Genomic DNA, 17,238 nt, shown 5'->3' on the forward strand with positions numbered 1-17,238 from the left:
TGAATATGTTAGTACTTACAACAACCAGGCATAACTGACTTTCATAAAATAGGTTTGCTCATCGCGTGTGAGCGAATCTATCTCATCATTACGACGCATGCCGTCTGAGTAACCTAAGTAAAACACACTTTGCGGGTTGAGCTTATAGCCATAGAGTACCTCATTGCCGAGCTCCGCATACTGAGCTTGCGGAGTGCTGTAGAGGTACATGGATGGATCACGTTGGATGTTGGTATAGATACTCGATATGCGGATAAATTGATTGATGGTCATGTACCAATTTAGGCGGATATCGGTCAAGTTGGCGCTAAACAATTCATTGTCTTCGATATCCAAAGTGCGATAAATATGTGAGAGATCTAACGAGAGTGAGTCTGTCAACTTCCACACCAACCCTGGGTTGAGCATCAGCTCAGTGCCTAAACGGTCGTTGGCAAAATCGATGGCATCGCCATAATTGATATCTAGTTCCAGTTTTAATGCACTAAGTGGAGTGATATTGCTGTAAAACCAGCCCATCTGTTCGTTAAAAAGCTGAGTATTGTCATCAATGGCGAGACTGGCGCCATTGTGGCGAGGACCGACTCTGTCACGTTGCACATAACCAAATGCAGTGTAGCTTTGCATAGCCCCTTCCATCTCGATCATCGCTTCTGTTTCACGTTCTAACAGTTCGCCCGCTTGGTTATGGGTATTGTCCCAATCGCCACGCAGTGACACATATGAGAGCAGACTAGAATTAGGGTACCAATTATACCCGCCGCCAATGACGGCTTTTGTCATATCGACTTTGTCGATGAAACCCAGATCGGCACGAAATTCATCGCCGACAGATTCATACTGACCAAAGGCATACCAATTTCTGCGCTTATGTTCATATTTGATTTTGTAATAACTGTCGTTGAGCTTGTCGTCGATTTGGGTGCGTAACACTCGCTCATTGATGCCGCAGTGGCCCAAATCACAATTGATTTGTGGTTCACAATCCTCGCTATTACAAAATGAGCGGTAGAGGGTGTCAGGATAAAGGGTATCCGAGTAGGCATACTGGGCCGTTAAGGTGTCTTGCTCCGTTGGTTGATATTTTATGTCACTGCTGGCCACATAGTTATGGTAATCATCACTGGTTTTTGCGGTGACGATAGTGCCAACAGAGAGTGCATCACTGAGATCGGCGCGGTAGCGGCCTGCCAAGTTATAGCTGGTGCTATCGAGGGTGGCGATATCCGAGCTTAAATTACCTGGCACCAAAAAATTGGTTTGAGTGTCGTTGGTCAACATGAAACCAAAGGTATGCTGGTCTACCTTGCTGGTGAGCTTTACGCCATAATCGGGAGAGACAATGTTGCGGGTATGTACCAGTGACATTTGCGAATCAAAATAATCTTTATTGTCGAGGAAAAAAGCGCGCTTCTCGGGAAAGAACAAGGCAAATGTGCTGTTAATGTCCAGCTGGCCTGCATCCGCTTCAACTTGAGAAAAGTCAGGGTTAATGGTGGCATTTAGCAATGTGCTTGGTGTGATCCCCCAGCGAATATCCAGCCCCGGCTCAATGTTATCGTCGTTGTTCCAGTCGCCGACGGGATCGATATCACGTGTGCCAGAGCGATTGAATACCAGTGCCGGTGTTAACTGTAAATCGCTACCCGATTCGGCTTCGTTGAGTCCTGTGGCAATGCCCATCTGGCACAGTTGGCAGCCATTATTACGGTCAATTTTGTGAGTTGAAAGTCGATGTTGTTGGTTTCTTGGGTAAAACCTTACTAGCTCTATGCCCCAAGTTTGTCGATCGAGTTGACTGTTAAAATTGAGCATCCTTAACGGGAGCTCTATCTCAACTTGATAGCCTTTAGCCGTCTTTTTGCCAGCGCTGTACCAGATCCCATCCCAAGCATCGCTTTCTTGACCCGTGAGTTCATTCTCTATGGAGTCCATCTGTACACCATAGGGATTGATAAAAAACTGGTAGGCTAAGCGTGAGTCGTTAAAAGTATCTAATTTTATTCCCACCAGATCGTCGCCCCAAACGCCATCACGATCGGCAAAGTTGGCTCGCACCCTATCACTGGTTTCATTGGAATCGGGATCGAAGGCATAAAATGCCACAAACAGACTGGTTTTGGTGGCAAATATTTTCGCTTCTGTCTCCACTGGAGCTAGGGTATTTTCGCCAGGGTTGGTTTCAAACCTTAGTTTTGTGGTGGCTGCGTTTTGCCATACGCTATCATCCAATTCACCGTCAATGACTGCAGCTGTTTCGAGCGTTGGAAGCGTTAGTTGAAATTGTTCAGCACTGCCACCAAGCGCTGTAAAAGGTAGGATTAGGCCGCAAAGCGCAAGCCAAAAAAGTCGCAATGTTCGTTTCATAAATAATTATAATTGTCTATAAGCAGGTTGTTGTACAGATGTGGCGCTATTGTGACAGAAAACAGAGCGTTAATTGATAGCTAATTGTTACAAAAGGTGTGAATTTGACCGTTTTAAGCTGAGGTAAAACCAGTGTTGTCACATCATATTGCGATGTGACAACGTTTAGCTGGCGCGTTAGTCTGGGGCGATCTGGTCGTTTTTATAGGCAACGCGGTATTTATCGACCCACATAGAGGTTGCACCACATATTGCCACTGGCATCACGATAAAGTTAACGATTGGGATCATCGAAAATAGCGTGACGGCTGCGCCAAAACTAAAGCTACTGCCTTTAGTCTGATTAAGGGCAAATTTCATATCTTGAAACGGTACCTTGTGGTTATCGAATGGATAATCACAGTATTGAATTGCCATCATCCAAGCACTGAACAGGAACCACAACACAGGGGCTGCAGTTTGACCGATCAAAGGCACCCAAAATAAGATCAGGAACACTAAAGCCCTTGGCAGATAATATTTAAGCTTTATCCATTCGCGCCCAAGAATACGGGGTAAATCCTTAATTAAATCTGTGGTCGTGCCGGTGTTGAGGTTTTTACCGGTAAGAAATTGTTCGACTTTTTCTGCGAGCAAGCCATTAAAGGGAGCGGCTATCCAGTTCATGACCGAGCTGAACACAAAGGATAAGACAACTAACAAGGTCAATACGGCGAGTGGCCATAGTAAAAAGTTCAGCCAGCTCAAATAATCGGGCAGTTGGCTACTCACCCAAGTAAATACCTGTTCAAGTTGACCAATCGCAAAATAGATCACAGCGCTAAACAGGATGAGGTTGACCGCCAAGGGAATAAACACAAATCGTCTTAATCCGGGCTGCTTTATCAGTCTAAAGCCATCTAGAAAATAGTTCACGCCACTTTTGGACGCAGAGCTTGCTTTTTGATTCATAGTGTTATCAATATCATCGTTATCTGTGTTAGTCATGATTGTGTGTCAGCGTAGATCTAAAAACAAGAGTGAAATGGGCCTGTTAGCGATAAAAAACGTTACAAAATGCGGCATGCTTTGCTAAAGTGACACCCAATAATAACAGGTGCATTTTAAGTGCCTCCAAGGATAACGACCTAACGGGCTCAATGAGACTCAAACAGATAAAACTTGCTGGATTTAAGTCGTTTGTCGATGTTACTAAAATCCCTTTTAATCAACCATTAACTGCCATTATTGGGCCAAACGGCTGCGGTAAATCCAATGTGATTGATGCCGTTCGTTGGGTATTAGGCGAAAGCTCTGCGAAAAACCTGCGTGGTGATTCGATGACCGATGTCATTTTTAATGGTTCATCGGCCCGCAGACCTGTGTCTGTTGCGAGTGTCGAACTCTCTTTTGATAATCAAGAAGGCAGATTAGCTGGGCAATACGCAAGTTACCAAGAGATCGCGGTTAAGCGTCAAGTCAGCCGCGATGGCGATTCCTCCTATTTTCTTAATGGTCAAAAGTGCCGCCGTAAAGATATTACCGATCTGTTTATGGGCACAGGCCTTGGTCCTCGCAGTTATGCGATTATCGAACAGGGGACTATCTCTCGGCTGATCGAATCAAAACCTCAGGAGTTGAGGGTCTTTATCGAGGAAGCGGCGGGTATTTCTCGCTATAAGGAGCGCCGCCGTGAAACCGAAAATCGTATTCGCCATACCCGTGAAAATCTCGAGCGCTTAGGCGATATTCGTCAAGAACTAGGACGACAAATCGATAAGCTTGCAGAACAAGCTCAAGCGGCTAAACAGTATCGGGAATTAAAACAGACCGAACGTCGTCAAGACGCAGAGCTCAATGTGTCTCGTTTGCTTGAGTTACAGGCGCAATTAGAAAAGCTTACCGCTGAAATAACCGCGCAAGAACTTAAAAAGAGTGAGTTGGATGCGGGGAATCAATCACTGCAAGGTCAAGCGACTGAGCTTAAGCTCAAACTCGAAGAGCTCGATCAAGATGAACATAGTCAAGTCGAAGCGTTTTATATTAATGCCACCCAAATCGCCAAACTGGAACAGTCGCTTAAACATCGCCAGCAGCAAGACGAGCATTTAAAAAAGCAACTTGCTACCACGCAACAAAAGTTGGCGTTAACTCAAGCTCAGTGGCAGGCGCTTGATGTAGCGTCAACGACACTCGATGAGCGTTATCAGTCGGCGGTTGCTCAGCAGCAAGATGCGCAGCAACGCATAGCGCTTATCGACGAGCAGATGAGCGAGGCTCAATTGAGTCTCGAGCAGCACAGTGAAAGCTTCACTCGGGTGAAGCAGGAACAGCATCAGCATCAATTGCAATTTCAAGGTGCTCAGTCTGAATATAAACATCTAACCAGTAATCTTGCTCAAAAATTACAGCAAAAATCGGCACTACAGAGTCAATTGAGTAAGCTGAGTTCGGTTGATGGCGAGACGACATTGCAATTGCAGCAGAGTCAATGTGATAGCTTAATCGCGCAATGTGAGCAGTTAACATTCAGTAATCAGCAAAAAACTCAGCAGCTCACAGCGTTAGAGCAACAAGATAAACGTTTGCAGCAACAAATCGATGCGCTATCTCAATCGTTGGCCGAGGAGCGAGGTCGTTTTAATATTGTTGAGCGATTGCTTCCTCATGTTGAAGAGACTGGCAGCCGTGCATTATGGCAAAGCCTCGACGTTGAGCCTGGTTGGGAAGTCGCGGTCGATCTGGCACTCGATGGAGTGTTGACGCAAAAGGTGGATGTCGACGAGTCACAAGTTGGCTTTAGTCAATATGCGCCCAAGCAGTGGCAAGGGGTTCGCGCGTCAGTAAACTTAGCACCATGGCTCGAACATCTACGCTGGGCAACCGATTTGGCTGGTGCTAAGGCTATGTTGGCAACGCTAGCGCCATTTGAGCGCATAGTTACCGCTGACGGTTATCTGCTTGGTCAAGGCTTTTTATTACAAAAGAGTGAGCAAAGTAGCGCATTAGTGCAGCTACAAATGGAAAAAGAGGCCCTAATCGCCAGTATCGCCAATAGCGAAGATAGCCTTCACCAGTTACGTGAACAATCTCTGGTAGTAGCCCAGCAGCTTCTCGACTGCCGCGCATTAAATCAGCAAGGTGCTACTTTACTACAAGGCGTCCAGCTAGAGCTTGAGCGAATTAGTACTCAAGTTGATGCCACAAAAGAGCGTATTAGCCACGCTCAAGAACAGCAACGCCATTACAGCGATCAATTAGAAGCATTAGCTGAAAGTGAGCTGATTGACGAGCAGCGTCTGCAGGTCATTGGCGAGCGCTTAGCCAAAGATGAACTGCAAGCTAATGAGTTGCAAAAACAAGCGGAAATGGCGTCGGTTAATCACACTGAAAGCAGGGCATTGACTCAGCGTCTTAAGTTACAACGTGATGACTTGGTGGTTGAGCTAAATAAGCATCAAACTTTGCTACAGTCATTAAATACCGAAATAGCGCTTAATCAGCAACAATCGGGTCAATATCAGCAGCAGATACAAGAGTTAACCACTAGTTTAGAGGCGCTCGGACTGGAGCTTGATGGGAGTCATCAAGCGGAAGATGACTCTTCATCTCAGATGCAGCAGCAATTGAGTGCCGCGCTAGATATTCAGCAGCAGAAACAGCAATCACTGGACAAATTACGCGCACAACAAGCTGAGTTACAAACTCAACTAGATCAAATAGTATCGAAACAAAAACAACAGCTTGCAAAGATAGAACACTTGATTCAAGCTATTAGTGCGTTGTCGTTACGTCGTGAAGGAATTAAAGGCCAGGCCGATAGCCAACATGCATTATTAGTTGAGCATGACATTGATGTGCAAACGGTTAAGTGCGAGTTAGATTCGAGTTTGTCCTTAGGGTCGAGGCAGAAAGCGTTAGAACGCACTCGCTCGCGCATCGAACACTTAGGCGCGATTAATTTAGCGGCCATTGAAGAGTATGAACAACAGAGCGAACGCAAGCATTATCTCGATAGCCAAGATGCGGATTTGACCAAGGCGCTAAATAGCTTAGAAGAAGCGATTCGTAAGATAGATAAAGAGACTAAAACTCGTTTTAAAGAGACTTTCGATAAGGTTAATCAAGATTTAGGTGTGCTGTTTCCCAAAGTGTTTGGCGGTGGCAGTGCGCATTTGGCATTGACCGATGATGATCTGCTCGACACGGGCGTGACCATTATGGCGAGACCGCCAGGGAAAAAGAATAGTACGATCCACCTGCTTTCGGGTGGAGAAAAAGCGTTAACCGCTTTATCATTGGTGTTTGCGATTTTTAGACTCAATCCCGCACCTTTTTGTATGCTCGATGAGGTCGATGCGCCGCTTGATGATGCTAATGTCGATAGATTTTGCCGTTTGGTAAAAGAGATGTCTCAAAGCGTGCAATTTGTTTATATTAGTCACAACAAGATCACCATGGAATTGGCTGATCAACTGATCGGTGTCACTATGCATGAACCAGGGGTTTCGCGTATAGTGGCCGTAGATATTGATGAGGCGGTGGCATTAGCCGACGCAGGATAATTATGGGAAAAGCAGGGTAATCAATGGAAAATTTGCAACTGGTATTGTCAGTGTTAGGAGCGATTGCCATTATCGCGGTACTTGTGCATGGTTTTTGGTCCATTAAAAGGCAGCAGCCTAAGCCGTTAAAAGAAACGCGGATGACTGGGTTCAATAAAGAGCAAAATAGAGATCGTGATGGCTTCGATGCCGACGGTATTGGTGCGGTTCGAGTACGTAAGCTTGGCTCGGCAGAGTCTCTCTCATCGGCTGAAACTGAACAAGCAAATCCAACTCATTTAACCAAGACATCTTCAGATATTGCTGACGAACATAAGTTCTCTTTGTCTGACGAGCCTAAACGAAAAGCACCTCGTCAGCGCCAAGAGCCAACGCTTTTAGATAGCAGCACTGATGATATCGAACAGATGGAGTTAGGTTTAGGCCAAGTACCCGCTCAACCTTCACTTTTTGAAGATCCTGTATGCTCACGTAAACCTGAGCAAGCTAAGCCAAAGTCAAAACCTGTTGCTCCAGAAGCACTAAAGCCAACGTCAGTCGAAGCGGAAGTTCAAATTGCACAGGCTGAAGCCGAACTCAGCGTCGAGTCACAACTTGCGACTGAAGAGGTGAAAGAGGAACCTTTAGGGGATCCACAAGATGTCTTAGTATTGCATGTGGTTGCCGAAGAGGGGGAGCACCTAAATGGCGCAGAACTCTTGCCTAGTCTGCTTACGCTGCACTTTAAGTTTGGCGAGATGGATATTTTTCATCGCCATGAAGACAACGCCGGAACGGGCAAGGTGCTGTTTTCACTGGCTAACATGGTTAAGCCTGGGGTCTTTAACCCCGATGAAATGGAACAGTTTACTACCCAAGGCATCGTATTATTTATGACGCTACCTTGTTACGGTGACGCGTTAATGAATTTCTCCAATATGCTTAATTCGGCCCATCAGCTTGCCGATGATTTAGGCGGCGTATTACTCGATGGTGCTCGTTCTCCTTGGAATGAACAGAAGAAGCAGGCTTACCTGCAACGTATCCGCGCCCAAGCGTAAATAACATAAGCATAGACTAACTGATTGATATTATTTTAGAGGCCGCATCAGCGGCCTCTATTGCTTAATCTGGACGACATAAAATGCAAGCTATACAACAAGAGATACAACAACTTACTCGTGAAATAAACCAACATAACTATCGTTATTATGTTGATGACGCACCATCGGTTCCAGATGCCGAGTACGATAGGTTAATGCGTCGTTTGCAAGAACTCGAAGCTCAACATCCAGAGCTGGCGCTGGCCGACTCGCCAACCAAGAGAGTCGGTGGTGAGGCCTTAGCTAAATTTGAACAAGTTATCCACCTTAAGCCAATGCTGAGTTTAGACAATGTGTTTAGTGAAGAGGAGTTTAATGCTTTTCATAAACGGGTTAGTGATAAGACCACCGCATCGCCTCAGTTTTGCTGCGAACCCAAGCTCGATGGTTTAGCCGTGAGTATTTTATATCGTGATGGTCAGTTTGAGCGCGCCGCTACTCGGGGGGATGGCGCGGTAGGTGAAGATATTACTGAAAATGTGCGCACCATAAAATCGATCCCACTGAGCTTGCGTGGGGAGAACTTCCCACCGTTACTCGAAGTTCGCGGTGAAGTGTTTATGCCTAAAGCGGCATTTGAGGCGGTCAATGATAAAGCACGTCAAAAAGGTGAAAAATTATTTGTTAATCCGCGAAACGCTGCCGCGGGGAGTTTACGTCAGCTAGATAGCAAGATCACTGCGAGTCGCTCGCTGGCATTTTATGCCTATGCCCTTGGCGTTGTGGAGCCTGAATCTTGGTCGTTAGCACCAAGTCATTATGAGCAGTTGATGCAACTAAAAAGTTGGGGCTTTCCGGTTAGTAGCGAGGTGAAGGTTTGCGATAATATCCCTGCTGTATTGGCATATTATCAAGATATTCTCGCGCGCAGAGCATCCCTTGCTTATGAAATCGATGGTGTGGTGCTGAAAGTGAATGATATTAACCTGCAAAAATCATTAGGTTTTGTCGCCAGAGCACCGCGCTGGGCGACCGCCTATAAATTCCCAGCACAAGAAGAGATAACATTGTTAGAAGGGGTTGATTTTCAGGTTGGGCGCACGGGAGCCGTCACCCCTGTTGCCCGTTTAAAACCAGTATTTGTCGGCGGTGTAACTGTCTCTAGTGCGACCTTGCATAACGCCGATGAAATAGCGCGCCTAGGCGTACAAATTGGTGATAGCGTGATCATTCGCCGTGCCGGCGATGTTATCCCTCAGATAGTTGCCGTTGTGGCAGAGAAACGCCCTAATGATGCCCGGCCGATCCGCTTCCCTACCGCTTGTCCTGTCTGTGGCAGTGATGTTGAGCGTATTGAAGGTGAAGCGGTTGCGCGATGCAGCGGGGGGCTATTTTGTGAGGCTCAACGTAAAGAGGCGATAAAACATTTTGCTTCTCGCAAGGCGCTAAATATCGATGGTATGGGCGATAAAGTGGTCGAACAGATGATCGACAAAGAGTTAATAGAAAGCCCAGCCGATCTGTTTAAGGTGACGGCATCAGCACTGACTATGTTAGATCGTATGGGGCTTAAATCGGCTAACAACTTGGTTGCTGCGATTGAAGATGCTAAGCAAACCACTTTTGCGCGTTTCTTGTATTCATTGGGGATCCGCGAAGTGGGTGAGGCGACCGCTGCCAATTTGGCTAATCACTTCAAAACTTTAGATAAAATGATACAAGCCGATGCCGAAGAGTTTATTAAGGTTGATGATGTGGGTGTGATTGTTGCTCAACATCTAGTGCACTTCTTTGCCGAGCCTCATAACCTTGAAGTAGTTAATGGTTTGATCAACGCCGGAGTCAATTGGCCAGCTATCGAAGAGGTTGCAGAAGAGGCGCTGTCACTTAAAGGCCAGACTTGGGTATTAACAGGCACCTTAACTCAGCTAAATCGTAATGATGCTAAAGCACAATTACAGGCCTTGGGTGCTAAGGTCGCGGGTAGTGTATCGAAAAATACCGACTGCTTGGTAGCGGGTGAAGCGGCAGGTTCTAAATTGACGAAGGCGCAAGAGCTTGGCGTTAAGGTGATTGATGAAGAACAGCTGTTAGCGCTTCTTAACGGTTAACAAAGCCTAGCGACTAATAATGAAAGCGTCATCCTCCGATGGCGTTTTTTGTTTATAAACCAAGGTGAGATTGAATTCGATAAAATCGTCTCCATATTGTTAACAAACTAAATAAAAAGAGAGCGGCAGTTGAATTTTAGTCATATTAATTGGCTTGATGAAAAGGGATATTTTAAACCGCCTTTGATGCTATACGTTATGTTGGCATTTGTTGGCCGTGGTTGGTGTGTATTTATAGCCTCATTAACTCAAGCTAGTGATAGAGCTGGACTCGTCGCGCTAATTTATCCACAAAAATCAGATTTCCTACTTTCCCTAGCGGCAGGTTTTGGTGCTTTGGTGCTGTATGGATTGGTGATCGCCGAACGTAAGCGTAGCCCCTTGTGGCTCAGGCCGTTGTTTAATCAGCTCAAGCTTCTACTCATCATATTGTTGATGATCGATGGTGGGTTGTTGTTGCAACGATTAGTACATAATTACTTTTTATATACTTGGAGTTTTGGCCTCGACGCGCTGTTTCTGTTTTGGAGCCTTATCTATATCGCAAAGTCTAAACATTTAGCTTATTACCTTGGAGATTGGCGCACCGAACAGGCCGAAGAATCCCAATCGGCAGAATAACCGATCGACTAAGTGCACTTTTATTAATTCATTTACTGCTTATTTTGGCCATGATAACTCCCTTTAATTGCCAATAAACTTAAGACAATTTCAAATCTATTGTCAATTTTATGGCAACTTGTACAATTTGAGTTGCTATTGACTATAGTTATGTTATTAAAGTTAATCTGGTTTTCATTTAATATGTTGTTATGTGCCAGTTTGACTCACAACAGATAATAGATCATACAACGTGAGTTCATCATGGAGTTACTTCGCGTGGCGAAAGCAGAGCCTATCCAAATACCACTTTCAAAATTGCAAATTGGCCTTACGGTTAAACTTCCCTTGTCTTGGAAGAATCATCCATTTTTATTAAATCGCATAAAAATTGAAGAGGAGGCGCAAATTGAGCTAATTAAAAGCTTAGGTGTGCCCTATGTTATTGTGCTCTCTGGTGATGAACTGCTCGAAGAGGCAGAGAACGAAGAGGTTAGCCAAGTCAAAAATGAAGAGGTGCTTGTTGATCCCGTGGCAGAGGCCAAGCAACAGGTGCGCAAATCTCTACGTTTAAGTCAAAAGCGTTTCATCGATTCGCTTAACAATAGTCGCTCTATGTTTAGTAAAATAGCCAGCGATCCTGAGGGGGCATATCGAGAAGCGGCAACCTTGGTCGAGAACTTGCTCGATCATATGTATGAATATAAACATCCGCACCTCGCGCTCGTTTCGGCTGGGGAGTCAGATAACAGTGTGACTCAGCACGGTATATCGGTGGCGGTGATTTCACTGATGATCGCCAAAGCGATGGAAATGTCAAAATCAGATATGCGTGATATCGCCTTAGGCTGCCTATTTCACGATATTGGCAAACTAAGAGTGCCTGAGAGTATTCGACGTAAGAACACGCCATTAACACCATCAGAAGCCAACTTTTTAAAGATGCATCCCAATTTTGGCAATGACATGCTGTCGAAGACAGGGCTATTCAATAAGGTAGTGCTCAATATCGTGTTACATCACCATGAGTTTATCGATGGCTCAGGGTTTCCCGATGGACTCACCGAGAAGAAAATTCCTATTAGTACTCAGCTAGTGAGCCTAGCTAATGACTATGATGACCAACTTTGGAGCGATGTCAGCCGTTCGCCTCAAGTCGCATTAGGCTACTTGTTTAAAAACCATGCCGGCAAACATTCTGAGACCTTAATTGCGGTGCTGGTTAAGTTGCTTGGGATTTATCCACCAGGGACTTTAGTACAGCTCTCTGATGGCTGTGTGGGTAAAGTGATGATGACCACCTCATCGGTTAAGCAGCCTCAAGTTTGGGCTTGTAATAGTGATGGTAGTGAGCCAGGCCTGCGCTTTCTTATGCAAGAAGAGGTGTTTGTTGAGAGTGTATTAAAAATTGAAGAACTGAAAGAGGGGGCCTTGAAAGTACTGCAGGTCGATAATGGGATCAGTTTTTATTTCAGTGGAATGCAATAACAGCCTTTTATGGGGGCCTCGATTAAGGTATTTTAGATTAACTATCCGTTTGTAAAGAAACTCTTATGATTCATTCTGTTGCCGTAGTTGGATGCGGTTGGTTTGGTTTACCTTTAGCAAAAGCTCTGGTCGATAAGGGCTTTTCAGTTAGTGGTTCAAAACGGGATGCAGCGCAAGCGTTAGCACTTAAAGAGCTTGGCATCGACGGATTTGTATTAGATCTCGACGCTCAGCAGCCTGTTGATAATGAGCAATTAGCTAAACTTCACACCGATGCGATAGTCATTAATATTCCCCCTGGACTTCGCCGTGGTGACAATGGTTACCTTGTGCGGCTTGAACGGCTTCTTTTGTTGATGGGCGATCATCGCTATCAGCGGGTTATCTTTATTAGCACCACGGGCGTGTATCCCGCTAATGGCAAGGTGCAACATGAAGCGGATGCAAAAGCGCACAACGATACCAGTGAAGTACTACTGCAGGCTGAAGCCATGTTTAAAGATGCGGTCATTGTTCGATTTGCTGGATTAATCGGACCTAAGCGTCACCCAGGACGGTTTCTTGCCGGCAAAATGAGCTTAACTGGGGGGATGCTCTCGGTCAACATGACCCATCTTGATGATTGTGTCGGCGGTGTAATGGCCTTACTTACCCATCAAGGGCAACTGGCACCTGCTTATAATATCTGCTCCCCCGATCATCCCTACAAAGCGGCGTTTTATCAGCGTGCTGCGGCAATGTTAGGACTAGTTGAGCCAGAGTTTGCCTCATCGGGCGAGGACTGCGAGGATAAAGTGGTCGATGGCTCGCTCATCTGTAAGCAGCTTGGCTACCAATATCGTCATCAGGATCTATTTAATATGCTCGAGCATTGTTAATCGAGAGGTTCAAGGTTGAGTGGATTTACTCATTAGGTCTATTTATTAATGTCTACTTTTTTAAAGAGTGAAATATGAAGAAACTAATCCATGCTGTACAGTTTATCGCTGTTGTTTTCACGGCCTTTTTTGCCAGTCAATTAGCGGCACAAACGCAATTTGTTGAAGGTCGTGATTATATTAAGGTTGCGGGTATTCCTGAGGCCACTAAGCCTGTGGTTCGTGAGTTCTTCTCCTATAATTGTCCTCATTGTTATCGTCAAGATGGCTTCTTTAATGCCACGATGGCAAAGCTCGATGGTAGTGTTGATTTTGAGCGTACGCCAGTAGGGGCTGGACGTCCAAGTTGGCAGTTGAGTCAAGAAGCTTACTATCTTGCACAAAAATTCCAAGTTACCTCTCAGGCTCATGGCAATCTATTTAAGCGTATTCACGAAGGTAAAGGTGCATTTACTCGCCAAGACGAGTTAACCGAGTTTTTTGTTGCGCAAGGTATTGCTAAAGCAGAAGTTGATAAGGCAATTGAATCGGCCGATCGCAAATTAACCCTAGCTAACTATGATACTCAGGCGCAACTGGCTGGTATTCGCGGCGTACCTGCATTATTGGTTAACGGTAAGTATCTGGTGACGTCGAAAACCCATTCTGCCGATGAGTTATCGGCGCTGTTGAAATATCTTTCTACGCTAGAATAGGTTGCCATTAACTTCAGGTTTATTTCGTCATAGCATGGTGAAGTTTAAATCGCCGTCAGGCTAACTCCTATCACTTGAGATGTTTAGCGTGAACTGGATAGCGAGTATTGCTTATTTGAACGGTCCCTTTGATGAATGGATTTTCTCAGGGTTTGGAGCCCTCACTATCGGTCAGACGTTGTGAATGTCTTTAATGCACGACGATATGGATATAGCGGGTAGGGTTACGCATGGAGCAGTTGCCGAGGCGCAATTAAAGACAAGCGCTAAGCTTTAGTGCTAAATTGTCGCTGAGCGAACACATCTTTATACTAATTGGTATAACATAAAAAATCCCCTCAAACACAATGCTTGAGGGGGTTGTCACCCAAAGACAGGGTCGTTGAACTGATCATTTTTCTTAACTGCTCAGTGTTAGCTTCTTAGCTGCTTTTTTTTTGTTTATACTGGTTGCAATATTTTTATAACAATAAAGACAGAAATCATCATGCTACCTAAGTTATCTCATCAACAAACGCTTGAGCCCGTGTACTTAGCTTTTCTTAATGTGTTAGCAGAAAGCGGTTTTACCGGTGATATCGATAAGCGATACAGTGCGCGACTGGCCCAAGCGACAGATAATTCTGTTTATCAATTTTTACCTCAAGCCGTACTTTATCCAAGAAACCAAACTGATATACGCATAGCCTTAAAGCTGGCATCAAGCGCTGAGTTTGAAAAGGTGGTATTTAGCGCGCGTGGTGGTGGTACTGGCACCAATGGTCAGTCGCTAACCCATGGCTTAATCCTTGATCTGTCTCGTTATATGAATCGAGTTTTAGAAGTTAATGTCGAGGAAGGATGGGTGCGCGTTGAGGCCGGCGTTATCAAAGATGCGCTTAATGACGCGCTGCGTCCACATGGTTACTTCTTTAGCCCCGACTTATCGACGTCAAACCGTGCGACCTTAGGTGGCATGATTAATACCGATGCATCGGGGGCAGGCTCGTTAGTTTATGGTAAAACATCCGATCATGTGCTTGAGCTGACCAGTGTATTGTTTGATGGTAGTGTATTAGAGACTGGCCCTGTTCATCTTGAGGGGCTGAAAGCATTAGAAGCGCTTGAACACCCAGATTTAGCTCAGTGTTTACAGCGTGATATTGCTAAAATTACCCGAGAGCATCGCGATGAAGTGAATGCCCGTTTCCCCAAGCTTAACCGTTTTTTGACGGGATACGATCTTAAAAATGTGTGGAATGAATCCTTAGATGAGTTCAATTTGTCACGCATTTTAACGGGCTCTGAAGGGACGCTTGCGGTTATCACCGAAGCTAAATTGGATATCACACCGCTGCCATCGACTCGCATGATGGTCAATATTAAATATGACTCATTTCAATCGGCGTTACGCCATGCTCCTGATTTAGTCAAAGCTAAGGCGACCGTTGTTGAAACCGTTGACTCCAAAGTACTTAATTTGGCTAAACAGGATATTATCTGGCATTCAGTTTCTTCGCTAATAGAAGATATACCGAGTAAATCTATTGATGGTTTAAACATGGTGGAGTTTGCTGGCGAGACCGATGAGGTCGAGTATAAAGTAAACTTGTTATGTGAGATGCTAGATACTCAGATAGCGGCTCAAAAAGGTGGTTTACTCGGCTACCAAGTGACTGCTGATAAAGGCTCTATCAATACTATTTATGCCATGCGCAAGAAGGCGGTTGGTTTGTTAGGGGCAACCAAAGGCAGTCGTAAACCTATTGCTTTTGCCGAAGATACCGCAGTACCACCAGAGAAGTTAGCCGATTATATTATGGAGTTTAGGGCGCTGCTCGACAGCCATGAACTCCAATATGGCATGTTTGGTCATGTTGATGCGGGTGTGCTGCATGTGCGACCAGCACTCGATATGTGCGATCCTAATGACGAACGTTTGTTGAAAAACGTATCTGATGAAGTTGCGGCACTAACCCTCAAATATGGCGGCTTGATGTGGGGGGAGCATGGTAAAGGGGTTCGAGGTGAATATGGTCCATCGGTGTTTGGTGAAACCCTGTTTAGTGTACTTGAAGACGTTAAAGGCTTGTTTGATCCGCTCAATAAACTCAATCCGGGTAAGCTGGTGGCACCTAAAAACAGTGGCCCCCTTCAATACAATGTTGATAGTGCCAAACGCGGTGCATTCGATAGGCAAATTCCAGTTAATACCCGAGAAGCCTTTCCTGACGTAATGAACTGTAATGGCAACGGATTATGTTTTAATTACAGTGTCTATTCACCTATGTGCCCCTCATTTAAGGTCACTGGTGATAGAGTGCAATCGCCTAAAGGTCGCGCGGGACTCATGCGTGAATGGCTCAGACTGCTAGAAGCTGAAGGTGTTGATGTCGAAGCCTTAGCTAAAGCCAAGCCGCTAGGCTGGCTACAACGCACTCAGAACACTTTAAAGATGGACAGAGAATATGATTACTCCCATGAGGTGATGGAGTCATTAAAAGGCTGTTTAGCCTGTAAGGCATGCTCATCTCAGTGCCCGGTTAAAGTCGATGTACCAAAGTTTCGAGCGCAATTTTTTAATATCTATTATCAACGCTATCTGCGTCCCGCAAAGGATTATTTGGTCGCTGGAATTGAAGACTCGTTGCCGCTGATGGCCATGATGCCAAGAGTCACCAATGCAGTATCACAGAACTCAGTTAGCCAATGGGTGATCAAAAAATCCTTAGGCTATGTTGATGCGCCAGCGTTGTCTGTGCCAACGTTGAAACAAAGATTAGAGAATCATAGTTGCCGGGGTTACGATTTAGAGGCGCTAAAACAGATCCCCCAAGATGAGCGTAAGAAACATGTCTTAGTGGTACAAGATCCGTTTAACAGTTTTTATGAGGCGGATACTGTGTATCACCTTATCCAACTTATCGAAAAGCTTGGATTTAAACCCGTGCTTCTGCCTTTTAAACCCAATGGTAAGCCAATCCATATTAAGGGTTTCATCGATAAGTTTGCTAAAACAGCGCAATCTAGCGCCGACTTTTTAAATCAGGTTTTTGCCCTTGGAATGCCAATGATTGGTGTCGATCCGGCTATGGTGCTTTGTTATCGAGATGAATATAAAGAGGTACTCGGCGATGACCGTGGCGAGTTTAACGTGCTGCTTGCTAACGAATGGTTATTGAGTATTTTAGAGAAAACGCCTGATATTAAAAAGAGTGGGAAAGAGTTTACTTGGTTTAGCCATTGTACCGAGTCAACGGCAAAACCTAATACCGCAAATGAGTGGCAGGCCATTTTTAATCAGTTTGGTGCAACACTTAATACGATGAGTTTAGGCTGCTGCGGTATGGCGGGCACCTATGGTCACGAAGGTGAGAATCAGCAGCGTACTAAGGCATTATTCGATATGTCATGGGACAAAGCCATTAAACAACTACCCCAGGATCAAATTTTGGTGTCGGGCTATTCATGCCGCAGCCAGGTAAAGCGTTTTGGTGGTTTTAAGCCTAAACATCCGATACAAGCCTTACTAGCCTTACTCAAATAATGAGTGA

10 protein-coding genes are annotated in these 17,238 nt (G+C 45.1%); 8 read left to right on the forward strand and 2 right to left on the reverse strand.

The window, feature by feature from the left end:
* Positions 1 to 15: 15 nt before the first annotated feature.
* Both K0I62_RS07230 and cysZ read right to left on the reverse strand, forming a co-directional pair.
* A complete protein-coding gene (locus K0I62_RS07230; RefSeq protein WP_220070798.1) occupies positions 16 to 2,367 on the reverse strand; it encodes a carbohydrate binding family 9 domain-containing protein in 2,352 nt (783 codons plus the stop codon).
* Between the two features lie 177 nt (positions 2,368 to 2,544).
* Positions 2,545 to 3,318: a sulfate transporter CysZ gene (cysZ, locus tag K0I62_RS07235; RefSeq protein WP_220070799.1), complete on the reverse strand. Its 774-nt coding sequence runs from the start codon at positions 3,316 to 3,318 to the stop codon at positions 2,545 to 2,547.
* 188 nt (positions 3,319 to 3,506) lie between these two features.
* Here cysZ and K0I62_RS07240 point away from each other — a divergent pair, with 188 nt between their 5' ends.
* From K0I62_RS07240 to ydiJ, 8 genes are all read left to right on the forward strand, one after another.
* The gene (locus K0I62_RS07240; protein ID WP_220070800.1) at positions 3,507 to 6,911 is read left to right on the forward strand and encodes a chromosome segregation protein SMC; all 3,405 of its coding nucleotides are present in this window, start codon (positions 3,507 to 3,509) and stop codon (positions 6,909 to 6,911) included.
* A 23-nt stretch (positions 6,912 to 6,934) separates the two neighbouring features.
* Positions 6,935 to 7,951: a cell division protein ZipA gene (gene zipA / locus K0I62_RS07245; protein ID WP_220070801.1), complete on the forward strand. Its 1,017-nt coding sequence runs from the start codon at positions 6,935 to 6,937 to the stop codon at positions 7,949 to 7,951.
* A gap of 83 nt (positions 7,952 to 8,034) precedes the next feature.
* A complete protein-coding gene (ligA, locus tag K0I62_RS07250) occupies positions 8,035 to 10,044 on the forward strand; it encodes an NAD-dependent DNA ligase LigA (RefSeq protein WP_220070802.1) in 2,010 nt (669 codons plus the stop codon).
* Positions 10,045 to 10,173: 129 nt separating this feature from the next.
* Complete coding sequence (locus tag K0I62_RS07255; RefSeq protein WP_220070803.1) at positions 10,174 to 10,665, forward strand: DUF2919 domain-containing protein; 492 nt, start codon at positions 10,174 to 10,176, stop codon at positions 10,663 to 10,665.
* A 258-nt stretch (positions 10,666 to 10,923) separates the two neighbouring features.
* Positions 10,924 to 12,132, forward strand: a complete 1,209-nt coding sequence (locus K0I62_RS07260; protein WP_434086840.1) for an HD-GYP domain-containing protein — start codon at positions 10,924 to 10,926, stop codon at positions 12,130 to 12,132.
* Positions 12,133 to 12,197: 65 nt separating this feature from the next.
* Positions 12,198 to 13,010, forward strand: a complete 813-nt coding sequence (locus K0I62_RS07265) for a Rossmann-fold NAD(P)-binding domain-containing protein (protein ID WP_220070805.1) — start codon at positions 12,198 to 12,200, stop codon at positions 13,008 to 13,010.
* Positions 13,011 to 13,084: 74 nt separating this feature from the next.
* A complete protein-coding gene (locus tag K0I62_RS07270; protein WP_220070806.1) occupies positions 13,085 to 13,705 on the forward strand; it encodes a thiol:disulfide interchange protein DsbA/DsbL in 621 nt (206 codons plus the stop codon).
* A 487-nt stretch (positions 13,706 to 14,192) separates the two neighbouring features.
* A complete protein-coding gene (ydiJ, locus tag K0I62_RS07275; RefSeq protein ID WP_220070807.1) occupies positions 14,193 to 17,231 on the forward strand; it encodes a D-2-hydroxyglutarate dehydrogenase YdiJ in 3,039 nt (1,012 codons plus the stop codon).
* Positions 17,232 to 17,238: the final 7 nt, after the last annotated feature.

The sequence above is a fragment of the Shewanella psychrotolerans genome (genome assembly GCF_019457595.1).
Taxonomy (GTDB): Bacteria; Pseudomonadota; Gammaproteobacteria; order Enterobacterales; family Shewanellaceae; genus Shewanella; species Shewanella psychrotolerans.